The organism is Streptomyces pseudoechinosporeus (genome assembly GCF_054783935.1).
The window spans coordinates 239,863-260,735 of record NZ_BAAGPS010000024.1 but is presented as its reverse complement, the minus strand read 5'-3'; the positions used below and the strand labels follow the sequence as shown (position 1 = coordinate 260,735).

Annotated in this window: 21 protein-coding genes; 12 read left to right on the top strand and 9 right to left on the bottom strand. The window is 70.2% G+C overall.

The genetic code is table 11. The features are described 5' to 3' along the window. Nucleotides 1-106 precede the first annotated feature (106 nt). Nucleotides 107-1,603, top strand: a complete 1,497-nt coding sequence (locus tag ACYVO6_RS26595; RefSeq protein WP_461065330.1) for an SDR family NAD(P)-dependent oxidoreductase — start codon at nucleotides 107-109, stop codon at nucleotides 1,601-1,603. Nucleotides 1,604-1,800: 197 nt separating this feature from the next. On the opposite strand, the gene ACYVO6_RS26590 is transcribed toward ACYVO6_RS26595, so the two are convergent. The 4 genes from ACYVO6_RS26590 to ACYVO6_RS26575 all read right to left on the bottom strand — a co-directional run bounded on the left by ACYVO6_RS26590 (nucleotide 1,801) and on the right by ACYVO6_RS26575 (nucleotide 5,000). Further along, nucleotides 1,801-2,622, bottom strand: a complete 822-nt coding sequence (locus tag ACYVO6_RS26590) for an SDR family oxidoreductase (RefSeq protein WP_461065328.1) — start codon at nucleotides 2,620-2,622, stop codon at nucleotides 1,801-1,803. Nucleotides 2,623-2,667: 45 nt separating this feature from the next. Then, a complete protein-coding gene (locus ACYVO6_RS26585; RefSeq protein WP_461065326.1) occupies nucleotides 2,668-3,150 on the bottom strand; it encodes a hypothetical protein in 483 nt (160 codons plus the stop codon). 132 nt (nucleotides 3,151-3,282) lie between these two features. Beyond that, complete coding sequence (locus tag ACYVO6_RS26580) at nucleotides 3,283-3,912, bottom strand: MBL fold metallo-hydrolase (RefSeq protein ID WP_461065324.1); 630 nt, start codon at nucleotides 3,910-3,912, stop codon at nucleotides 3,283-3,285. Beyond that, entirely contained in the window at nucleotides 3,912-5,000 is a 1,089-nt protein-coding gene (locus tag ACYVO6_RS26575; protein WP_461065322.1) for an S-(hydroxymethyl)mycothiol dehydrogenase, read from the bottom strand. Before ACYVO6_RS26575 ends, ACYVO6_RS26580 begins: the two co-directional genes overlap by 1 nt. 392 nt (nucleotides 5,001-5,392) lie before the next feature. Between ACYVO6_RS26575 and ACYVO6_RS26570 the strand changes: the two genes are divergently transcribed. Together ACYVO6_RS26570 and ACYVO6_RS26565 are read left to right on the top strand one after the other, a co-directional pair. Next, the gene (locus tag ACYVO6_RS26570; RefSeq protein ID WP_461065320.1) at nucleotides 5,393-5,569 is read left to right on the top strand and encodes a hypothetical protein; all 177 of its coding nucleotides are present in this window, start codon (nucleotides 5,393-5,395) and stop codon (nucleotides 5,567-5,569) included. Between the two features lie 59 nt (nucleotides 5,570-5,628). Beyond that, nucleotides 5,629-6,132, top strand: a complete 504-nt coding sequence (locus ACYVO6_RS26565; protein WP_461065318.1) for a GNAT family N-acetyltransferase — start codon at nucleotides 5,629-5,631, stop codon at nucleotides 6,130-6,132. 263 nt (nucleotides 6,133-6,395) lie between these two features. Here ACYVO6_RS26565 and ACYVO6_RS26560 read toward each other — a convergent pair whose 3' ends face one another. Both ACYVO6_RS26560 and ACYVO6_RS26555 read right to left on the bottom strand, forming a co-directional pair. After that, nucleotides 6,396-7,247 (bottom strand): alpha/beta fold hydrolase, encoded by an 852-nt coding sequence (locus tag ACYVO6_RS26560; RefSeq protein WP_461065316.1) that lies wholly within the window; start codon nucleotides 7,245-7,247, stop codon nucleotides 6,396-6,398. 54 nt (nucleotides 7,248-7,301) lie between these two features. Further along, a complete protein-coding gene (locus ACYVO6_RS26555) occupies nucleotides 7,302-8,645 on the bottom strand; it encodes an amidase (protein ID WP_461065314.1) in 1,344 nt (447 codons plus the stop codon). A 414-nt stretch (nucleotides 8,646-9,059) separates the two neighbouring features. Here ACYVO6_RS26555 and ACYVO6_RS26550 point away from each other — a divergent pair, with 414 nt between their 5' ends. Then, the gene (locus tag ACYVO6_RS26550) at nucleotides 9,060-9,827 is read left to right on the top strand and encodes a DUF4142 domain-containing protein (protein ID WP_461065312.1); all 768 of its coding nucleotides are present in this window, start codon (nucleotides 9,060-9,062) and stop codon (nucleotides 9,825-9,827) included. Between the two features lie 57 nt (nucleotides 9,828-9,884). On the opposite strand, the gene ACYVO6_RS26545 is transcribed toward ACYVO6_RS26550, so the two are convergent. Next, nucleotides 9,885-10,415, bottom strand: coding sequence for a MarR family winged helix-turn-helix transcriptional regulator (locus ACYVO6_RS26545; protein WP_461065310.1), 531 nt, complete (start codon nucleotides 10,413-10,415; stop codon nucleotides 9,885-9,887). Between the two features lie 115 nt (nucleotides 10,416-10,530). Continuing rightward, a complete protein-coding gene (locus ACYVO6_RS26540) occupies nucleotides 10,531-11,253 on the bottom strand; it encodes a FadR/GntR family transcriptional regulator (protein ID WP_461065308.1) in 723 nt (240 codons plus the stop codon). A 164-nt stretch (nucleotides 11,254-11,417) separates the two neighbouring features. Between ACYVO6_RS26540 and ACYVO6_RS26535 the strand changes: the two genes are divergently transcribed. From ACYVO6_RS26535 to ACYVO6_RS26500, 8 genes are all read left to right on the top strand, one after another. Next, complete coding sequence (locus tag ACYVO6_RS26535) at nucleotides 11,418-12,494, top strand: sugar ABC transporter substrate-binding protein (RefSeq protein ID WP_461065306.1); 1,077 nt, start codon at nucleotides 11,418-11,420, stop codon at nucleotides 12,492-12,494. Next, a complete protein-coding gene (locus ACYVO6_RS26530; protein ID WP_461065304.1) occupies nucleotides 12,491-13,993 on the top strand; it encodes a sugar ABC transporter ATP-binding protein in 1,503 nt (500 codons plus the stop codon). Before ACYVO6_RS26535 ends, ACYVO6_RS26530 begins: the two co-directional genes overlap by 4 nt. Next, nucleotides 13,986-15,023, top strand: a complete 1,038-nt coding sequence (locus tag ACYVO6_RS26525) for an ABC transporter permease (protein WP_461065302.1) — start codon at nucleotides 13,986-13,988, stop codon at nucleotides 15,021-15,023. Before ACYVO6_RS26530 ends, ACYVO6_RS26525 begins: the two co-directional genes overlap by 8 nt. An 85-nt stretch (nucleotides 15,024-15,108) precedes the next feature. Further along, on the top strand, nucleotides 15,109-16,491 hold the full coding sequence (locus ACYVO6_RS26520) for an L-fuconate dehydratase (protein WP_461065300.1): 1,383 nt from the start codon (nucleotides 15,109-15,111) through the stop codon (nucleotides 16,489-16,491). After that, on the top strand, nucleotides 16,488-17,252 hold the full coding sequence (locus ACYVO6_RS26515; RefSeq protein WP_461065298.1) for an SDR family NAD(P)-dependent oxidoreductase: 765 nt from the start codon (nucleotides 16,488-16,490) through the stop codon (nucleotides 17,250-17,252). The genes ACYVO6_RS26520 and ACYVO6_RS26515 overlap by 4 nt, the downstream gene beginning before the upstream one ends. Further along, nucleotides 17,252-18,253, top strand: a complete 1,002-nt coding sequence (locus ACYVO6_RS26510; protein ID WP_461065296.1) for an aldo/keto reductase — start codon at nucleotides 17,252-17,254, stop codon at nucleotides 18,251-18,253. Before ACYVO6_RS26515 ends, ACYVO6_RS26510 begins: the two co-directional genes overlap by 1 nt. After that, the gene (locus ACYVO6_RS26505) at nucleotides 18,250-18,564 is read left to right on the top strand and encodes an L-rhamnose mutarotase (protein WP_461065294.1); all 315 of its coding nucleotides are present in this window, start codon (nucleotides 18,250-18,252) and stop codon (nucleotides 18,562-18,564) included. The genes ACYVO6_RS26510 and ACYVO6_RS26505 overlap by 4 nt, the downstream gene beginning before the upstream one ends. Then, on the top strand, nucleotides 18,561-19,412 hold the full coding sequence (locus tag ACYVO6_RS26500; RefSeq protein WP_461065292.1) for an amidohydrolase family protein: 852 nt from the start codon (nucleotides 18,561-18,563) through the stop codon (nucleotides 19,410-19,412). Before ACYVO6_RS26505 ends, ACYVO6_RS26500 begins: the two co-directional genes overlap by 4 nt. On the opposite strand, the gene ACYVO6_RS26495 is transcribed toward ACYVO6_RS26500, so the two are convergent. Next, nucleotides 19,400-20,818 carry a lipase maturation factor family protein gene (locus ACYVO6_RS26495; protein ID WP_461065290.1) on the bottom strand — a complete coding sequence of 473 codons (1,419 nt, stop codon included), beginning with the start codon at nucleotides 20,816-20,818 and terminating at the stop codon, nucleotides 19,400-19,402. The genes ACYVO6_RS26500 and ACYVO6_RS26495 overlap by 13 nt on opposite strands. Nucleotides 20,819-20,873 lie beyond the last annotated feature (55 nt).

The following is a 20,873-nucleotide window of genomic DNA, read 5'->3' as shown; positions in this document are numbered from 1 at the left end:
GTGATCACGCCGGGTTTGGTTCCTTCGCCCCGCGCTCCGTAAAATTCCGCCTTCGAAAGCGAGCGCGGTTCGAGCGCGGCGCGGAACCCGAGAAACGGCAACGACGATGACGGTGACAGACGACAGCCAGGCGCCCCCCGCCGTGGACGCGGCAGAGGTGGCAGACGCCTCGTACGGTCCCGGCATCGACCCGGAGCGGCTGGCTGTCTGCCTCAGCGTGCTCGAGGAGCTCGACAAGCTGGAGGTCGACCACCCCGACGCCGTTGCCGTGCGCCGCGCCACCGCGGGTGTCTACCGCACGGTGAAGCAGCGCCGCCGCCAGGAGCGCCGGGCCGCCAAGACCGCCCACGACAAGGCGGTCACGGAGGCGACGGCGACGGGTTCCGCCCAGCGCATCGACGACGAGACCGAGGGCATCCTGCCCTCGTCCGCCGTCGAGGCCGGGCAGATCGCGGGGATACTCCAGCGCCCGCGCTCCTGCTACATCTGCAAGTCCCGGTACGTCGAGGTCGACTACTTCTACCACCAGCTCTGCCAGAAGTGCGCCGCGGAAAACCGGGCCCGCCGCGACGCCCGCGCGGATCTCACCGGCAAGCGCGCGCTGCTCACCGGCGGCCGCGCCAAGATCGGCATGTATATCGCGCTGCGGCTGTTGCGTGACGGTGCGCACACCACGATCACCACGCGCTTCCCGAACGACGCGATCCGCCGCTTCAAGGCCATGCCCGACAGCGACGAGTGGATCGGCCGCCTGAAGATCGTCGGCATCGACCTGCGCGACCCCGCCCAGGTGGTCGCGCTCGCCGACTCGGTCGCCGCCGCGGGCCCGCTCGACATCCTGATCAACAACGCGGCCCAGACCGTACGCCGCTCTCCGGGGGCCTACAGCGAGCTGCTCGCCGCCGAGTCCGCCTCGCTCCCGTCGGGCGAGCTGCCGCCCGCCGAGGTGATCGGCACCTTCGGCTCCGGTGCCGTGCCGGCGCTGCCGGTGGCCGGGGGCGGCGAGCTGACCGCCCAGGACGTCACGGATCTCGCGCTGGTGTCCGGCTCGGCGTCCCTGGAGCGCATCGCGGCCGGTACGGCGATCGACGCGGGCGGTCTCGTGCCCGACCTGCACGACACCAACAGCTGGATCCAGGCGGTCGAGGAGGTCACTCCGGTCGAGCTGCTCGAGGTCCAGCTCTGCAACTCCACCGCGCCGTTCATCCTCATCAGCCGCCTGCGCGCCGCGATGGCGGCCTCGGGTGCAGGCCGCACGTACATCGTGAACGTGTCCGCCATGGAGGGCGTCTTCAGTCGCGGCTACAAGGGCGCGGGGCACCCGCACACCAACATGGCCAAGGCCGCGCTCAACATGCTCACGCGCACCAGCGCCCAGGAGATGTTCGAGAAGGACCGCATCCTGATGACCGCCGTCGACACCGGCTGGATCACCGACGAGCGGCCTCACCCGGACAAGATGCGCCTCGCTGACGCGGGGTTCCACGCGCCGCTCGACCTGGTCGACGGGGCTGCGAGGGTGTACGACCCGATCGTGCGGGGCGAGCAGGGCGAGGATCTGTACGGGGTGTTCTTGAAGGACTACGCGCCCGGCAAGTGGTAGGGCGGCACGCACGCGGTAATCCGGTGGCCTGTGCGGGGGCCGCTGTCCTACCGTGAGGGTGCCCGGTGCGATGGTCACGCGTTCTTCGTGGTTCGACTCCATGCAGGCCCTCAGCGGACCTGTCGCCCTGTCGGGGGCAATCGCGTAGCCGCCTTGATCTCGGGCACCTCGCGCACACCGTGTCGTGCTCAGCGGTGTCAGGGCGTGCTGCCGCCGGTATCCGGCGGTGCCTGTGACCGCAGGCGTTCGTGCACCGCGTACGCCTGCGGCATGGCCGCCGCCCGGACCCGTGTGCCCCCGTCCACCACCAGATCCGCCCCGGTCACCCACTGCGCCGCGTCCGAGGCCAGCCACAGGACGGCCCGCGCGATGTCCTCGGGCTCGCCGATCCGGCCCAGGGGCAGCCCAGCGGCCACCTCGTCCTCACCCCGTTCCCACACGAACCGCGCCATCTCGGTGCGGACCAGGCCGGGGGAGACCGAGTTGACCCGCACTTTGGGGGCCAGTTCGCCCGCGAGTTGCTGGGTGAGGTGCAGCAGGGCGGCCTTGCTGGTGCCGTACGCGCCCACGTTGGGGCCCACGTGAGCGGCGCCTTCCGTGCAGATGTTGACGACCGCCCCGCCGTGCTGCGCCATCCATGCCCGCCAGGCACACTGCACCAGCCGTAGCGGCGCCTCGACGTTGACTGTGAACGCCTCGCGCCAGCGGTACGGGTCGGCGTCCATGAGAGGGCCGTACGGCTCGTTCGTCGCCGCGTTGTTCACCACCACGTCGATCCGCCCGAACTCGCGCAGCGTCAGCTCCGTCAGCTCGCGCAGGTGCGCCGGTTCGGCGACCGAACCCGCGAGCCCGACGACTCCGAGCTCCTCGGCGACCCGGCTCACCCCGCCCGGATCACGTGCGGTCACGCACACCCGCGCGCCCGCCCGGACGAGGGCCTCCGCGATCGCCCGCCCGATCCCGCGCGAAGCCCCGGTGACGATCGCGGCCCTGCCCGTGAGCCCGTACGGCGAAGTCATCCGCGTACGGTCTCATGACGGACCGTCAGCTACCAGAGGTGTGCGTCAGCGGCGGACGGTGGCGCGCGCCGCGACCAGCTCCAGCACGGTGCGCCAGTCCTCCAGAACGCCGGCGTTCAGCCCGGCGACCTTGCCCGCCTCGTCCGCCTGCCGCAGGGACAGCACGTCGTCGTCGAACGGGCCGTCGTCCCACGGGGCGGCATGCAGGCGTACGAGACGGGCCACCCGCTCGCCGAGCAGGGACCGCACGGCGTCCGCCGCGTGGTCCGCGTGACCGGCCTCGTCGCCAGGGTGCAGCAGCTGCCCTATGCCGTGCACCAGGCCGGCCACCTGGAGCTCCTTGTCACTGGGATGACCGCGCCGCAACAGGGCGGCGGTCTGCAGTGCGTGATCGTGCAGATCGAGCGAGCTCCCGGTGGGGAACCCTCCGCTGGGGCGTGGCCTCGAGTGGGGGAGGTCCGGGGTGCCCCAGGCCCCCCGGCAGGCGTGCAGCAGATCCATCAGCTCATCGACACTGCGCAGCTCCATGCGCCAGTCCTCCCTGCCCGCGAGAAAGGCCGTTGTCCCGCGCCAGCAGATCATGGCCAGCTTTCAACCGAACCAACAGGATCTGAATAGAGAACCGAGTACGCCCCACGGCCTTCCCAAGCGAGCGCCGCCTCAGTGGCCCCGGTCTATCCACTCCTTCAGGTGCGGGGCCTCGGCGCCGATCGTCGTGGAGTCGCCGTGGCCCGTGCGGACCTCCGTCTCGGGCGGCAGGGTCAGCAGCCGGTCCCGGATCGAGTCGATGATCGTCGGGAAGTGGGAGAAGGAACGTCCCGTCGCGCCCGGCCCGCCCTGGAAGAGCGTGTCGCCCGTGAAGACGGTGCCCAGCTGCGGGGCGTACAGGCAGACGGCGCCCGGGGCGTGACCTGGGGTGTGCAGCACGGTCAGCTCGGTGCCGGCCACCGACAGCCGCTGCCCGTCGGTCAGTTCACCGTCCGGTAGACGGTTCGGGTGGGTCTGCTTCCACAGCGGAAGGTCGTCGGTCTGGAGGAGGATCGGGGCGCCGGTGCGGGCGGCCAGGGCCGGGGCCGCGTCGATGTGGTCGTTGTGCGCGTGCGTACAGATGATGGCCACGAGCCGACGGTCGCCGAGTGCTTCGGCGATGGCGTCGGCGTCATGGGCGGCGTCGATCACCACGGCCTCGGAGTCGTCGCCCACGACCCATACGTTGTTGTCGACGTCCCACGTACCGCCGTCCAGGCTGAACGTGCCGGAGGTGACCAGGTGCTCGATACGGGCGCTCATCACAGCACCACCACCGAACGCAGCACATCGCCCTCATGCATCCGGTCGAAGGCCTGCTCCACCGCGCCCAGCTCGATCGTCTCGGTGACGAACGCCGCCAGGTCCAGACGCCCCTGCTGGTGCAGATCGATCAGCATCGGGAAGTCACGCGAGGGCAGACAGTCCCCGTACCAGGACGACTTGAGCGCGCCGCCCCGGCCGAAGACGTCCAGCAGCGGCAACTCCAGCTTCATGTCCGGTGTCGGGACGCCGACCAGGACCACCGTGCCCGCCAGATCGCGGGCGTAGAAGGCCTGCTTGTACGTCTCCGGGCGGCCCACCGCCTCGATGACCACGTCCGCCCCGAAGCCGCCGGTCAACTCGCGGATCGCCTCGACCGGGTCGGTCTCCTTCGAGTTCACCGTGTGGGTGGCGCCCATCGTGCGGGCCGTGGCCAGCTTCCGGTCGTCGATGTCGACGGCGATGATGCGCGCCGCGCCGGCCAGATTGGCCCCGGCGATCGCCGCGTCGCCCACGCCGCCGCAGCCGATGACGGCCACCGAGTCGCCACGTGTCACCGAACCGGTGTTGATGGCCGCGCCGATCCCGGCCATCACCCCGCAGCCGAGCAGACCCGCGACCGCGGGGGACACGGCCGGGTCCACCTTCGTGCACTGCCCGGCCGCGACCAGGGTCTTGTCCGCGAACGCGCCGATCCCGAGGGCGGGCGAGAGCTCTGTGCCGTCCTCCAGGGTCATCTTCTGCTTGGCGTTGTGCGTGTCGAAGCAATACCAGGGCCGCCCGCGCAGACAGGCGCGGCAACGGCCGCACACCGCACGCCAGTTGAGGATCACGAAGTCGCCGGGCGCCACCTCGGTCACGCCCTCGCCGACCGACTCCACGATCCCGGCGGCCTCGTGGCCGAGCAGGAACGGATACTCGTCGCTGATGCCGCCCTGCTTGTAGTGCAGGTCCGTGTGGCAGACCCCGCAGGCCTGCACCTGGACCACGGCCTCGCCCGGACCCGGATCCGGGATCAGGATCGTGCGGACCTCAACCGGCTCGTTCTTGCCGGGGGCGATAACCCCGCGTACCTGCTGGGCGGCCATGTCGGGCTCCTTTGCGTAAAAGTGGCGCGTTTGATCATGTTGGCACAGGGGCGGACGACTGGCTCCGTGCCTGTGGACAACCACGGGAAACCGGCGTACTCCAGGGCCGGTTTGTCGCGGAACGACTCGAGATAGTTACCTCGAGTTTTCAGCCCCATCGAGCGGACCTCCGCTCATCTGTGTACCCTGTACCGGACGGACAGCATATTTGGGTCCCACCCACACCCACCGTCCGTCCCGGGACAAGCCGGTCACCACGGCCTGCTCTCACTTGAGTTACCGGCGCCACCGCGTCCGTACTGCCTGTAATCCAGACCCGAGCGGGCGTCAGGCGACCGGTAGTAGACCGGCCTGCATGCCCTGAGGGTGATCCGACACATAAGGAGTGCGCGGTGACACCGGAGACGAAGAACAGCGATCAGCGCCCCAAGGAACGCACAGAGCGCGAAGGCAGCGGGCCCGAGGAGGCGCTCGGCAGTCTCGATGTGTGGTCCAGGTCTGCACCGATCCGCCTGGCGGGTTACGAGGACGATCTCGCGGAGCCGCACATCCTGCCCAGCGTGGACTGAGACGTTCACCGAGGAAACAGCGTGATCGCTGACGGCATGGGCGTGCCAGACTCACGCCCATGCTGATCAGAGAAGCCGCGGCCGACGACTGGCCGCGGATCTGGCCTTTCTGGCACCGCATCGTCGCTGCCGCCGAGACCTACGCCTGGGACCCGGACACCTCCGAAGAGGACGCCCGCGCCCTGTGGATGGCACCGGGCAAGCGCGTGTACGTCGCCGAGGACGCCACCGGAGCGGTCGTCGGCTCGGCCTACGTCACGCCCAACTACGGTGGGCCCGCGGCCCGTGTCGCCAACGCCGGGTTCATGGTCGACCCGGACCACGGGGGTCGCGGCATCGGCCGCCGCCTCGCCGAACATGTCCTGAGCACGGCGAAGGCCGAGGGGTACCGGGCCATGGTGTTCAACGCCGTTGTGGAGACGAATCCCGCTGTGCAGCTGTGGACGTCACTCGGCTTTACCATCCTGGGCACCGTTCCGGAGGCGTACGAGCATCCGCGGCACGGGCTGGTGGGGCTGCACATCATGTACCGGGCGCTGGACGCTCCGCTGGGTGCGGTTTGAAGCGGGTTCGCTCCGCTGGGGTGCGGTTTGAAGCTGCGGGTGCGTCGGGGCTGGTCGCGCCGTTCCCCGCGCCCCTGGGTGCGTGGTGGGTCGGGGCCGTGGGCCGGTGCGTCAGCCCGTCGCAGGGTGGGCATACGACCCGGAGCTGGTACAAGGTCCTGGTTCTCCGAGACAGAACCTACGCGACGGGCATACGACGCACCGGCCCACGGCCCCTCCCGCCGGTGGCAGGGTGCGGGTAGTTGGGGGTGCGGGCTTCTTGGTTAACCGTGGGGCCGGGCGAGGAACGTACCGACGGTCTCTGCGAAGTCATCCGCGTCGTCGAGCCACGGGAAGTGGCCGGCGCCCGGCTGGACGGTCACCTCGGCATTGGGGAACAGCCGTGCGATGGCGGTGGCGATTCGGGGGCGCGGACCGCTGTCCAGCTCACCGGCCATGAGTAGGACCGGTGCGCGCAACGCGGCGATGGCGGCGCGCGTGGTCGCGGGGTCGAAGGCGCCGGGCGAGGCGTAGATCTCCCCGGCCTTCTCGTTGCTCTGCGCCACGTCCAGCGCGGCATGTGCCTGAGCCGCCGCGTCCCAACGCCCGTAGAAGTACGGCGCGATGGCGTCCCAGTCGGCGTCGGTCGCGGTGCCGGTCAGGGCCGCCTCGAAGGAGTCGCGGGTGGCGGCGAACCACGGCTCGGCCGAGCGCAGGGCGGCAGCCTCCCGCCGGTGCTCCTCGGTGAAGTCGACACCGAGGGCGCGGGCACGGGCGGTGATCAGCGTGAGGGTCCGTACGTGCTCGGGGTGCCCGGCCGCGTAGAGCAGGGCGAGGTCTCCGGCCGCCGAGTGCGCGAGCACGTTGATGTGTTCCAGGCCGAGGTGGCGGCGCAGGGTCTCGACATCGGGTACCTGCCGGTCGCAGCGGTACGTGGACGGGTCGGCGGGGAGCGCGGAGTCACCCGTGCCCCGCAGGTCGAGCAGGACCAGTTGCCGATGCCTCGAAAGACCGCCGAGATCGCCCAGGTAGGCGGAGGCACGCATCGGGCCGCCGGGCAGGCAGAGCAGCGGTTCGCCCTCGCCCACGATGTGATAGGCGAGTTCGGTTCCGTCATCGGCGGCGAAGGCAGGCATGGCGTCATCCTGATCGGCAGGAGAGGACCACAGCAAGCCGTTAAGGCCCCCTTTCTATGCCACCGGCGCCGTACGCCGCCACGGCCGCAGCTCCTCCAACTGCCCCGCCAGCTCCAGGAGTTCGGCCTCCGAGCCGGGCAGCCCCACCAGCTGTACGGCGCACGGGGCACCCGAGGACAGGGTCCCGAACGGCACCGCCATCGCCGGCCAACCCGTCAGGTTCCACGGCGGAGTCAGCGGCGAGTAGTTCGTGTTGGCCAGCAGATTGCGCAGCCAGCCGCGCTCGTGCCAGTCCGCGGCGGCGGGCCCCCGCCGGGCCAGAGCCGGAGTGAGCAGTACATCGTGCTCCGCGAAGAACGGCTCCATGCGTGTGCGCAACTGCTCCCTGCGCGCACCCTCGCGCACCGAGCTCACGAAGCGGCGCCCCACAGCCGCGTGCACGCGCGTGCGTCGCGTGAGCTGTCGCGGGTCGAGGCCCTCCGCGTCCACCGCCGTCCCCGCCGTCCAGTGCGCGAGCGAGGTCGTGCCCAGCCACAGGGGGTACGGCGGGTCGGCCCGCCGTACCTGATGACCTGCCTCGGCCAGCAGTTGAGCCGCCTCTCTGGCCGCGGTCGCGTAGGGACGGCTGACCGTGACGCCGACCAGTGGGCTGCGTACGGAGACGGCGACCTTGCGCGTGACGGGCTCGGCCGCGCGTACGACATCGGTGGCGGCCAGCACCGAGAACATCAGCCGGGCGTCCTCGACCGTCGTCGCCAGCGGACCGTTCTCCGACATGCCGAACCAGTCGCCGTGGCCGATGCCCGCCGGGACCGTGCCGAAGCCCGGCTTGAGGCCTATCAGCCCGCAGTTGGCGGCCGGTATCCGCAGCGACCCCATCCCGTCGTTGCCCAGCGCGAGCGGCACCATCCCGGCGGCGACCGCGGCGGCGCTGCCGCCGGACGAGCCGCCCGCCGTGCGCGTGGTGTCCCAGGGATTGCGGGCGGTGCCGTGGACGCCCTCCGTGGTGCCGAAGACGCAGAGTTCCGGCACGTTCGTCAGACCCACGACGACCGCGCCCGCCGCACGCAGCCGGGCCACCGTGACATGGTCGTGGTCGGCCGGGGTCTCGTCAGTCGCGGCGGAACCGAGGCGTGTGGACTCGCCGCGTACGGCCAGGTTGTCCTTGACCGCCACCGGCACGCCCGCCAGCGGGAGTTCGGCCAGATCGGCGCGCGCCGCCACCTCGTCGGCCTCGGCGAGCGCCGCCGCCGCGCGCAGCTGACGGAAGGCGCTCACGCGGGCGTCGAGCAACTCGATCCGCGCGAGATGCTCGGCCACCACCTCACGCGGCGAGGCCCGCTTCTCGCGTACGGCTGCGGCGATCTCGGTGGCGGTCCGGCCGGCCCAGGGGGTCACGGGGGCTCCTTGTCGGTGGGTCAGTAGTACGGGTGACGCGTGAACTTACTCACTGGTATGAGGAGCACTGTGCCTGGGGCGGGGCTTCACGTCGAGGGGCTGTAGGCCCTGGACAGCCCAAGGCGTCGAGCAGTTGACCTGCGTCTACTTCCGGGGCTCGGTGCTGTCGGCAGGTGGAGGGGTCGTCATTGAGGCTCACAGCTGCGGCACTTGGCGGGGGTGGCGCCGGGGCCGCTGATTACGCCGTAGCGCGGGGCCATGCGTATCGTGCGGTTCGCGCTGTATCGCTCATAGGTCTTAAACGCGTGTGGCATGAATCACACGGCGGACGGCAAAATTTACTGGGTGCAATGATCGCTGTGCCTGGTTCGTCCGTACCTTCTGGCGTCAGCGCCAGTCACGCCAGGAGGATGTATGCGCATATCACGAAACGTAGCGGGAACTGTCTTCGTGGTCGGCGGCATGACGATGACGATCGCCGCACTCGCCTACCCGGCGATGCTGGGAATCGAGAACACGTCCACGAACACGGAGCGTGTCATCGCCAACACCCGCTACGGGCCGATAACCGAGGCGGACCGCGACTTCGTGGTGAAGGTGCGCGCGGCAGGCCTGTGGGAGTACCCCCTGGGCGAGTTGGCCATGGAGCGAGGCACGACCGCGGCGATGAAGGAGGCGGGCAAGCATCTGGTCGTCGGGCACGGCAACCTCGACGTGATGTGCCGCCAGATCGCCCCGGAGCTGGGCATCACGCTGCCCAACCAGGCGTCCCCGCAGCAGCAGCAGTTCGTGGCGTCCGTGGACGGGAGCAGCGGCAAGCAATTCGACTCCACCGCGGTCAGCATCATGCGCGTGACGCATGGTCAGATCTTCCCGGTCATCGCCAAGATCCGCGCCTCCACCCAGAACAGTCTGATTCGTCAGCTCGCCGACCTGGCCAATGCCACGGTCCTCGACCACATGACAATTCTGGAGAAGACCGAGCTGGTGAACTTCGAGCAGAACAACTTCCAGCAGACCGCCCCGCCGAAGCTCCCCAAGGACGACACCACCCCGCCCCCGCCGCAGCCGGGAGCGCCGGTTCTGGTCCTCAAGCCGCGTCCGGACCTGAACATCAAGACGCCTGGCCCGCCGACGCCCGGGACGTCGGCCAACTCGACGTCCAACCCGGCACTGGGGTAAGGCTGTTGGCCCGACCTCGGCCCGTACGGGGTCGGCCGCACACCGGCGGCACGGAGATCAGGCTCCGCGTTCCAGCTCGGCGTCCGCCCAGCCCAGCGGATGGCGCTCGGGATCGTCCGCCGGGCTGGGAGGTTCTCCACCGGCCTCGTTGAAGGCGGTGAGCGCCTCGATGAGCTCCACCCGCTGCCCGGGGTCGAGCCGTTTGACGATCTCGGCGAGGTCGGCGCGGCGCCGGGCCATGACCTCCCGCACCGTGCGCCGGCCCTCGCTGGTGAGCCGCAGCAGTGTCTCCCGGCGGTCGGCGGGATTGGTCTGCCGGTCGGCGAGACCGGCCGCGATCAGCCGGTCCACCATGCGCATGGCCGTCGACGGCGCCACATGGAGCAGTTCGGCCAGGGCGACCAGCTTGGTGGCGCCCCTCGTCGACAGCACCACCAGCATCCGGAACTGCGGGAGCGTCACCCGCTCCTCGACCACGGACAGTGAACGGGCGGACACCGCGACCAGCAACCGCGACGCGGTCAGCACCGCGCGGGTCACCGCGTCGACGTCGTCCCCACCCGACACGGGTGCCTCAGGCTCGGGCATGGGTCCTTTCTACCGCGTCGATCCACTTGAGTCCCGGGCGAGGCGAAACGATTTTCGTCTCCCTTGACCATCAAGGCCGCCGCAGCGCCACAGTCGTACCGCATCCGCAGCCCGGCTACTGGCTGAGCTGGGTCCGCAGCCACTCCTCCACCTCGCCCACATGCGCGGCGGCAGCCGCCCGGGCCGCCTCCGGATCATGGGCGACCAGTGCGCGATGGATGGCCACGTGCTCGCGGCGGGTGCGCGCGAAGGCGCCCTCCTCCTGATAGCCCCGCCAGACCCGGGCGCGGAACGTACGCGAGGACAGGCCTTCCAGGATCGCCGCCATCGTGTCGTTGCCCGCCGCCGCCACGATCGCGCGGTGGAACGCCAGGTCGTGGGAGAGGATCTCCTCCGGGTCGTCCGTCGCGTGCATGGCGGTCAAGTGCTTCTCGACCTCGGCGAGTTCACCGGGGGTGATCCGCGCGGCGGCCAGTGCGGTCGCCGTCGACTCCAGGATCCGACGCACCTCCAGCAGCTCCACCAGCTGGGGGCCGCGCGAGAGATCGGCGACCACACCGAAGGTCTCCAGCAGGTCACCGGCTTCCAACTGCGTGACGTAGATACCCGACCCGTGCCGGGCCTCCAGCACACCCAGGACGGTCAGCGCACGGATCGCCTCACGCATCGAGCTGCGCGAGATGCCCAGCTGGACCGCCAGCTCACGCTCGGTCGGCAGCCGCGCACCCGGCTCCAGCCGCCCCTCGCCGATCATCGCCTTGATCTGCTCGATGGCGCGCTGCGTCACGGTGCCCTTCTGCGGTGCGGGCTCCGTCTGCCTGGGCAGGGCCTCGTCCACGCCACTCCTCCTGTCACCGGGTGCGCCCGCAGTCTAATCAGCAGAGTGGTCCGACCACTACGCTCAAAACGGCGAGATATTGATGCTCGAGGGTGTTCTCAGGGGGAAGTGGTCTGATAAATATGCGGGCATCAGCTCGATCTCGCTCGATGAGGAGCCGACGGATGAGTCGACAGACAGCCGGTACGAGACTGCGGAAGAGGCGGATCCCCCTGCGAGCGGCGGCTGCGGCGGCCTGTGCCGGCCTCGTGCTCGCGGCATGCGGCAGCACCGAGGACAGCGTCGCCTCCGGTGGCGAGGGCGGCGGCGAAGGCAAGGTCGGGGTGATCCTGCCCCTGCTGACCTCGCCGTTCTGGCAGTCGTACAACGACTACGTGCCGAAGATGGCGAAGTCCGAGGACGTGGACGCCCTCAAGACCGTCAACTCCAACAGCGACCCCTCGCAGCAGATCACCGACATCAACAACCAGCTCAACCAGGGTGTGAAGGGCCTCGTCGTGGCCCCCTTGGACAGCGCGGCGATCTCCGCCGGGCTCGACCAGGCCGAGCGCAAGGGCGTGCCCGTGGTCGCCGTGGACGTGGCGCCCGAGAAGGGCAAGGTCGCGATGGTCGTCCGCGCCAACAACGTCGCGTACGGCGAGAAGGCCTGCGAGTACCTCGGCAAGCAGATCCCCTCCGGCAAGGTCGTGCAGATCATGGGCGACCTCGCTTCGGTCAACGGTCGCGACCGCTCCGAGGCGTTCCGCTCCTGCGTCAAGAAGAACTACCCGAAGCTGAAGGTCCTGGAGATCCCCGCAAAGTGGGAGTCCGACACCGCGGCCTCCAAGCTGGACACCCTGCTGAACGCCAACCCCGACATCAAGGGCATCTACATGCAGGCGGGCGGCGTCTACCTCGCACCGACGCTGCAGACCCTCAAGTCCAAGGGGATGCTGAAGACGGCGGGCCAGTCGGGCCACATCACGATCGTCTCGAACGACGGCATCCCGCAGGAGTACGACGCCATCCGCAAGGGCCAGATCGACGCCACCGTCTCACAGCCCGCCGACCTGTACGCCAAGTACGGCATGTACTACATCAAGGCGGCGATGCAGGGGAAGACGTTCAAGCCGGGCCCGACCGACCACGGCTCCACGATCGTCGAGCTGCCGAGCGGGATCCTCGAGGACCAGCTGCCCGCGCCGCTGGTCACCAAGGAGAACGTCGACGACCCGAAGCTGTGGGGGAACACGGTCGGATGAGCACCCCACTCGTGGAGGCGCGGGGGATCACCAAGCGATACGGTCCCACCGTCGCCCTCCAAGACGGCTCGCTCACCGTCCTCCCCGGCGAGTCCCACGCCCTCGTGGGCCGCAACGGCGCGGGCAAGTCCACGCTCGTCACCATCCTCACCGGACTCCAGGCCCCCGACGAGGGCACCGTCCGCTTCGACGGCGAGCCCGCGCCCCCGCTCGCCGACCGGGACGCCTGGCGGCGCAAGGTGGCCTGCGTCTATCAACGGCCCACGGTGGTCCCGGAGTTGACGGTCGCCGAGAACCTCTTCATCAACCGGCAGCCGGCCGGCCGCGGCGGCTTCATCAGCTGGCGCCGGCTGAAGGACCAGGCGGCCGAGGTCCTTCAGACCTGGGACGTGCACGTCGACCCGGAGGCACGTACCGCCGATCTCAAGGTCGAGGACCGTCAAATGGTCGAGATCGCCCGGGCGTTGAGCTTCGGCGCCCGGTTCATCGTCCTCGACGAGCCCACCGCGCAACTCGACAACCGGGAGATCGAGCGCCTCTTCACACGCATGCGCGCGCTCCAGGAGTCCGGCGTCACCTTCCTGTTCATCTCGCATCACCTCCAGGAGGTGTACGAGGTGTGCCAGACCGTCACGGTCCTGCGCGACGCCCGCTGGATCATCACGGCGCCGGTCGCCGAACTGCCGCGGGCCGCGCTGGTGGAGGCCATGGCGGGGGAGTCGATCACCGCCGAGGAGTCGTCCGCGCGTGCGGCGGTGCACCAGGAGGGACCCGTCGTCCTCGAAGCCGAGGGGCTCACGTCCCCGGCGTACGAGAAGGTGGACCTGACCGTCCGGCGCGGCGAGGTCGTCGGTCTCGCCGGATCAAGTGGCAGCGGCAAGATCGAGCTCGCCGAGTCCTTCACCGGACTGCATGCGCCGACCGGTGGCGCGGCCCGGATCGACGGCCGGCCGCTGCCGTTCGGCGATGTGAGTGCGGCCCTGCGGGCCGGAGTCGGCTGCGTCCCCCGCGACCGGCACGACCAGGGCCTGGTCTTCGGGATGACCATCGGTGACAACGCCACCATGAGCGTCCTGGACCGCCTCGGCCGGTACGGGTTCGTCGGCACCGAACGCAGACGCGGCGTGGCCACCGAGCTGATCGAACGCCTCGACATCCACACCGAGGGCCCCGACCAGCCCGTCTCCGACCTCTCTGGAGGCAACGCCCAGAAGGTCGTGATGGCCCGGGCCCTCGCCTCCGACCCACGGCTTCTCGTCCTCATCAACCCCACCGCGGGCGTCGACGTGAAGTCCAAGGAGTCCCTGCTCGCGCGCATGGACTCGGCCCGTGACGACGGGACCGCCGTCCTCGTCGTCTCCGACGAACTCGACGACCTGCGCCGCTGCGACCGCGTCCTCGTCCTCTTCCACGGCCGAGTGGTGGCCGAGCACGCGGCGGGCTGGGACGACCACGAGCTCATCGCTTCCATCGAAGGAGTGGACCAGGACCATGGCTGACACGAAGGCCCCGTCGGCCTCGCCCGCCACCTCCAAGCAGCCGTTGAAGAGCAGCGTCAACGCCAAGTCCGTACTTCTGCGACGGGCCCGCGAACTCGCCCTCGTACCGGCGCTGTTGCTGCTCCTCGTACTCGGCGCGTTCGTCAACGACTCGTTCCTCACCGAGCGCAACCTGATCTCGATCCTCGGGGCCTCCGCGGCGCTCGCGATGGTCGTGCTCGCCGAGTCGCTGGTCCTGATCACCGGGAAGTTCGACCTGTCGCTGGAGTCGGTGGTCGGCATCGCGCCCGCCGTCGGCGCGCTGCTCGTGCTGCCCGCCGCGGCCTCCGGCTGGGGCACGGACCTCCCGGCCGGGCTCGCCCTGCTGGCGATCCTTCTCGTGGGCGCGGTCATCGGCGCCTTCAACGGCGTACTCGTGGTGAAGTTCAAGCTCAACGCGTTCATCGTGACGCTCGCGATGCTGATCGTCCTGCGCGGTCTGCTGGTCGGCGCGACCAAGGGCAAGACGCTGTTCGGCATGCCCGACGCCTTCTACACGCTGGCCACCACCACCTTCCTGACGGTGCCCATCTCGGTGTGGCTGGCGGCGGCCGCGTTCGGTGCCGCGGGCCTCATGCTCAGGTACCACCGCTGGGGACGCGCCCTGTACGCGATCGGCGGCAACGCGGACGCGGCGCGCGCGGCCGGCATCCGGGTCGAGCGCGTGATGCTCGGCGTGTTCATCATCGCCGGGGCACTCGCCGCGGTCGGCGGGCTGATGCAGACCGGCTACGTCGGCGCGATCAACGCCAACCAGGGCCAGAACATGATCTTCACGGTGTTCGCCGCCGCGGTCATCGGCGGCATCAGCCTCGATGGCGGCAAAGGCACCATGTTCGGCGCCCTCACCGGCGTCCTGCTCCTGGGTGTCGTACAGAACCTGCTCACCCTCGCCCAGGTCCCGTCCTTCTGGATCCAGGCCATTTACGGAGGAATCATCCTGGTAGCCCTCATGATCGCCCGCGTGACGACCGGCCGTGCGCAGGACTAGAGCTCAGGACCAGAAGCACCCTGGCCGCCGCCGTTCCCGTACGACGCTGACGCACGACCTCTGTCCCGGACCGAAAGGCACTTCTGTGGCCTCACCTGCCGCCCCCCGCATCACCGCGGTCGACACCTTCGACATCCGCTTTCCCACCTCGCGCGAGCTCGACGGCTCCGACGCGATGAACCCGGACCCCGACTACTCGGCCGCGTACGTCGTGCTCCGCACGGACAGCGACGACGCAGCCGACGGCCTGGAGGGGCACGGGTTCACCTTCACCATCGGGCGGGGCAACGAGGTCCAGGTCGCCGCGATCGACGCGCTGCGCGCGCATGTCCTCGGGCGGCCGGTGGACGAACTGTGCGCGGATCCAGGGTCCTTGGCCCGGGAGCTGACCGGGGACAGTCAACTGCGCTGGCTCGGACCCGAGAAGGGTGTGATGCACATGGCGATCGGCGCCGTCCTGAACGCCGTCTGGGACCTCGCCGCCAAGCGCGCCCACAAGCCGCTGTGGCAGCTGCTCGCCGACGCCACCCCCGAGTTCCTCGTCTCCCAGGTCGACTTCCGCTACATCGCGGACGTCCTCACCCCCGAGGACGCGCTCCACCTGCTCAGACGCGGCAGAGAGGGGGCCGCGGAACGCACCGAACTGCTCAAGGAACGCGGCTTCCCCGGCTACACCACGTCGCCCGGCTGGCTGGGCTACTCCGACGAGAAGCTCACCCGGCTGGCCCGCCAGGCCGTCGACGACGGCTTCACCCAGATCAAGCTCAAGGTCGGCGCGGACCTTGCCGACGACGTACGCCGCTGCCGCGTGGCCCGCTCCGTCGTCGGCCCCGGCATCCGTATGGCCATCGACGCCAACCAGCGCTGGAACGTCGATGAGGCCATCGAGTGGACCAAGGCGCTCGCCGAGTTCGACCCGTACTGGATCGAGGAACCCACCAGCCCAGACGACATCCTCGGCCATGCCAAGATCCGCGAGGCCGTCGCACCGGTCAAGGTCGCCACCGGCGAGCACGTGCAGAACCGGATCATCTTCAAGCAGCTGCTCCAGGCCGGGGGCATCGACGTCCTGCAGATCGACGCGGCCCGCGTCGGCGGCGTCAACGAGAACCTCGCGATCCTGCTCCTCGCCGCCAAGTTCGGCGTCCCCGTCTGCCCGCACGCGGGCGGCGTCGGCCTGTGCGAACTCGTCCAGCACCTCTCGATGTTCGACTACGTGGCCCTCTCCGGCACCACCGAGGACCGCGTCATCGAATACGTGGACCATCTGCACGACCACTTCCTCGATCCGGTGGTGATCCGGGAGGGTCACTACATGGCACCCACCGCGCCGGGCTTCTCGGCCACCATGCGACCCGAGTCCCTGGCCGAGTTCACGTTCCCCGGCGGCACGTTCTGGGCCGCCGACCTCGCCCAGCAGGCATCCACCGATCAGAAGCTCACCGGCCAGAAGGGGGCAGCGGCATGACCGACACCCGGGACTTTGCGGGGCTCAAGGCGCTGGTGACGGGCGGCGCGTCCGGCATCGGCCGGGCCACCGCGGAACTCCTGGCCGCCCGCGGCGCCCAGGTCGCCGTCCTCGACCTGGACCCGTCGAGCGTCGACAAGCCCCTGCTCGGATACCAGGCGGACGTCACCGACGACACCTCCGTACGCCAGGCCGTCGCCGCCGCCGTCGCGGACCTGGGCGGACTGGACGTACTGGTCAACAACGCGGGCATCGGCGCCCAGGGCACCGTCGAGGACAACGACGACGCCCAGTGGCATCGCGTCCTGGACGTCAACGTCCTCGGCATGGTCCGTACGAGCCGCGCGGCCCTGCCCCATCTGCGCGCGTCCGCGCACGCGGCCATCGTGAACACCTGCTCCATCGCCGCCACCGCGGGCCTGCCGCAGCGCGCCCTGTACTCCGCTTCCAAGGGCGCCGTGCTGTCGCTGACCCTCGCCATGGCCGCCGACCACGTCCGCGAGGGCATCCGTGTCAACTGCGTGAACCCCGGCACCGTGGACACCCCGTGGGTCGGCCGCCTCCTGGACGCTGCGGCGGATCCCGCCGCCGAACGAGCCGCCCTGGAAGCCCGCCAGCCCACCGGGCGGCTCGTCTCCGCGCCCGAAGTCGCGGGCGCCATCGCCTACTTGGCGAGCCCGTTGTCCGGCGCGACCACCGGCACGGCACTCGCCGTGGACGGCGGCATGCAAGGGCTGCGACTACGCCCTGCGGGGCAGTGATGCGCACGCCGATGCGGTCCCGGGGCCTAGGGCGATCCGGCGTCCAGGTCACCGAGCTGGCCTTCGGCGCCGCGGGCATCGCGGGTCTGTTCACGCCGGTGAGCGACGAGCAGGCGTACGCCGCCCTGGACGCCGCCTGGGACGCGGGGATCCGCTACTTCGACACGGCGCCGCACTACGGGCTCGGGCTGTCCGAGCGGCGCGTCGGCGCGATGCTGCGCGGGCGGTCCGGGTACACGGTCTCCACCAAGGTCGGGCGACGTCTGGAGCGGGCTGACGAGGCGAACGGCGACGACCTCGCCAACGGCTTCGCCGTGCCCGCCACCCACCGCCGCGTCTGGGACTTCAGCGCCGACGGCGTACGCCGGGGCCTGGAGGAGAGCCTGGAGCGGCTTGGCCTCGACCGCGTCGACGTCGTCTACCTCCACGACCCGGACGACCACGCGGACGAAGCCTTCGGCCAGGCCTATCCTGCCCTGGAACGGCTGCGCTCCGAAGGCGTCGTCGGCGCGATCGGCGCCGGTATGAACCAGGCCGAGATGCTCACCCGCTTCGTCCGCGACACCGACGTCGACGTGGTGCTGTGCGCGGGCCGCTACACGCTCCTCGACCAGCGGGCCCTCACCGAACTGCTGCCGTTCGCCGCACAACGCGGCACGTCCGTCGTCATCGGCGGCGCCTTCAACTCCGGGCTCCTGGCGGACCCGAAGCCAGGAGCGACGTACAACTATGCTTCCGCGCCACAGGAGTTGCTGGACCAGGCCCTGGCGATCAAGGCGATCGCCGAACGCCACGGCACCACCCTGCGCGCCGCCGCCCTCGCCTTCCCGCTCGCCCACCCCGCCGTCGCGAGCGTCCTCGTCGGCACCCGCTCGGCGGACGAAGTCCGCGACACCGTACGGCAGTTCACCACGGACGTACCCGCCCAGTTCTGGCAGGAACTGCGGGCGGCCAAGCTGCTGCCCGAGGAAGCACCCGTCCCTGGAGAGGAGCCCGCGTGAGAATCGCCCTGCACACCAAGGTCCGCGCCGACCGCATCGCCGAGTACGAGGCCGCCCACCGCGAGGTGCCGGTCGAGCTCACGGACGCGATCCGCGCGGCCGACGCCACCTCCTGGACGATCTGGCGCAGCGGCACCGATCTCTTCCACGTCCTGGAGTGCGAGGACTACGGGCGGCTCCTCGCCGAGCTGGAGAAACTGCCGGTCAACATCGCCTGGCAGGCACGGATGGCCCAGCTCCTGGACGTGGTGCACGACTACTCGTCCGAGGGTGCGGAGGCGGGCCTGCCGGTCGTCTGGGAGCTGCCGTGACGGAACGTACGATCGTCGATGCGCATCACCACGTATGGGACCTCTCCGTACGCGACCAGGACTGGATCACCGGCCCCGAACTCCAGCCGCTCCGGCGGAACTTCACCCTCGCGGACCTCGAACCCGAGACGCGGGCCGCCGGAGTCGACCGCACCGTCCTCGTGCAGACGATCACCGTGCCCGAGGAGACCCCGGAGTTCCTGACCCTTGCGGCGGAGACCGAGCTGATCGGAGGAGTGGTCGGCTGGACCGACCTGACCCGGCCGGACGTGGCCGACGAGCTGGCACGGCTGGCGGAACTCCGGGGCGGCGCGTATCTGCGGGGCATCCGCCACCAGGTCCAGGGCGAGCCCGACCCCGAGTGGCTGCTGCGTCCGGACGTACGCCGAGGACTCACCGCCGTCGCCGCGGCGGGCCTCGTCTACGACCTGGTCGTCCTGCCGCACCAGCTACCCGCCTGCGTCAAGGCGGCCGAAACCCACCCCGAACTCACCTTCGTGCTCGACCACTTGGGCAAACCGCCCATCGCCTTGGGCGAGCTCGAACCCTGGGCCACCCAGGTCCGCGCGCTCGCCGCACAGCCCAACACCGTCTGCAAGCTGTCCGGCCTGGTGACGGAGGCGGACCCGAAGGGCTGGACGGCGAGCGATCTGGCACCCTACGCGAACACGGTGCTGGAGGCGTTCGGGCCGTCCCGGCTGATGTTCGGCTCGGACTGGCCGGTGTGCACACTGGCCGCGTCGTACGCCCAAGTCCTGGGCACCGCCGAGGAGTTGACGGCCGGGCTGAGCGACAGCGAGCGCGCCGAGGTCTTCTCGGGCACCGCGAGCCGCGTCTACGCCCTCTGAACGGAGACCTCAAGCCGTGTGGGCGGCAGGAACTCCCGTACGTACGTCCGCTGCCAGCAGGCACCCGTCTCCCGCAGCTCGCGCCAGGTCGTGTACCGGTAGCGGTAGAAGCTGGCGCGTACGTACCTGGGCGGCTCGTCGGCCGGGAACGGGGAGCGGCGCAGCAGCCGCAGGGTGTCCCGGTCGTTCTCCAGCAGCCGCTCCACCAGGGCACCGAACCAGGAGCCGGCGTACGCGGGGGAGAGCCCCACGAACCACATCAGCCAGTCGAGCCGCAGATGGTACGGGGCGAACTGGCGCGGCCAGCGCCGCGGATCACCCGGCTTGCCCTTGAACTCGTACTCCCGCCAGTCGGAGTCCGCGCGCGGCACCTCGTCCAGCGTGCCCTCGAGGACCACCTCGTACCTCAGGCGGCTGACGCTGCCGAACGCCCCGTAGGTGTTCACCAGGTGGAGCGGGTCGAAGGAGCGGTTCATGACCTGGCGGCGGGAGACCAGATTGCGGGCCGGACGGTAGCTGAGGGCGACCAGTCCGGCGGCGACGGCCAGGACCACGATCTCGTACCAGAGCGGAGCAGCCGACGGTCCCCGCGTCACTCCGTAGTCCACGGCCGACAGCGCGAGAACGATCGTGATCCAGTTCAGCCAGGCGAAGTTGCCCGACAGGACCAGCCATAGCTGGGTGACGATCATCAGGGACGCGGCGGTCGTCGCGATGGGCTGCGGGGCGAAGAGGAGAACGGGGACGACGAGCTGGGTGAAGTGGTTGGCCGCCACCTCCGCCCGATGGAAGGGCTTCGGGAGACGGTGGAAGAACCAGCTCAGCGGGCCTGGCATCGGCTGGGTCTCGTGGTGGTAGTCGAGGCAGGTCAGCTTCCGCCAGCAGGCGTCGCCGCGCATCTTGATCAGACCGGCCCCGAACTCGACGCGGAACAGGATCCAGCGCAGCAGGAAGAGCATCACGATCGGCGGGGCGACCTCGTCGTTGCCCAGGAAGACGGCGAGGAAGCCGGCCTCCAGGAGCAGGGACTCCCAGCCGAAGGAGTACCAGGTCTGCCCGACGTTCACGATCGACAGATACATCACCCAAGGGACGAGCCACAGCAACATGCCGCCCCAGAGCGGCAGTTGACCGTCCAGGCCCGCGATGAGCGCAACGGAGACCGCGCAGCCGGTCCAGGCCCAGGCCGCGAAGAAACGGTCGGAGTAGTGGAGGTGGAACACGCTCGGTGCCCGCCGGAACGGCACCTGCGCGACGAAACGGGGCACGGGCAGCATGCCGCGCTCGCCGATCAGCGCGCGGAACTGCAGCGCCGCGCTCAGGAAGGCGAAGAGATACACGACGGCCAGCGCCCGCTGGAAGACCAGCCGGCTCATCCAGTACTCGGGGGCGGTGAACCACTCCACGTCGCCTGCTCCCTTCTTTGCGCCTAAACCGGCGCCGCTCTCGCGGACCTGGTTG

Bases quoted from the DNA above. Each gene is read 5' to 3' on its own strand.
- ACYVO6_RS26535 (WP_461065306.1), top strand. From the start codon at position 11,418: ATGAGTCGACAGACAGCCGGTACGAGACTGCGGAAGAGGCGGATCCCC.
- ACYVO6_RS26510 (WP_461065296.1), top strand. From the start codon at position 17,252: ATGCGCACGCCGATGCGGTCCCGGGGCCTAGGGCGATCCGGCGTCCAG.
- ACYVO6_RS26545 (WP_461065310.1), bottom strand. From the start codon at position 10,415: ATGCCCGAGCCTGAGGCACCCGTGTCGGGTGGGGACGACGTCGACGCG.
- ACYVO6_RS26525 (WP_461065302.1), top strand. From the start codon at position 13,986: ATGGCTGACACGAAGGCCCCGTCGGCCTCGCCCGCCACCTCCAAGCAG.
- ACYVO6_RS26580 (WP_461065324.1), bottom strand. From the start codon at position 3,912: ATGAGCGCCCGTATCGAGCACCTGGTCACCTCCGGCACGTTCAGCCTG.
- ACYVO6_RS26585 (WP_461065326.1), bottom strand. From the start codon at position 3,150: ATGGAGCTGCGCAGTGTCGATGAGCTGATGGATCTGCTGCACGCCTGC.
- ACYVO6_RS26550 (WP_461065312.1), top strand. From the start codon at position 9,060: ATGCGCATATCACGAAACGTAGCGGGAACTGTCTTCGTGGTCGGCGGC.
- ACYVO6_RS26515 (WP_461065298.1), top strand. From the start codon at position 16,488: ATGACCGACACCCGGGACTTTGCGGGGCTCAAGGCGCTGGTGACGGGC.
- ACYVO6_RS26575 (WP_461065322.1), bottom strand. From the start codon at position 5,000: ATGGCCGCCCAGCAGGTACGCGGGGTTATCGCCCCCGGCAAGAACGAG.
- ACYVO6_RS26530 (WP_461065304.1), top strand. From the start codon at position 12,491: ATGAGCACCCCACTCGTGGAGGCGCGGGGGATCACCAAGCGATACGGT.
- ACYVO6_RS26565 (WP_461065318.1), top strand. From the start codon at position 5,629: ATGCTGATCAGAGAAGCCGCGGCCGACGACTGGCCGCGGATCTGGCCT.
- ACYVO6_RS26590 (WP_461065328.1), bottom strand. From the start codon at position 2,622: ATGACTTCGCCGTACGGGCTCACGGGCAGGGCCGCGATCGTCACCGGG.
- ACYVO6_RS26560 (WP_461065316.1), bottom strand. From the start codon at position 7,247: ATGCCTGCCTTCGCCGCCGATGACGGAACCGAACTCGCCTATCACATC.
- ACYVO6_RS26595 (WP_461065330.1), top strand. From the start codon at position 107: ATGACGGTGACAGACGACAGCCAGGCGCCCCCCGCCGTGGACGCGGCA.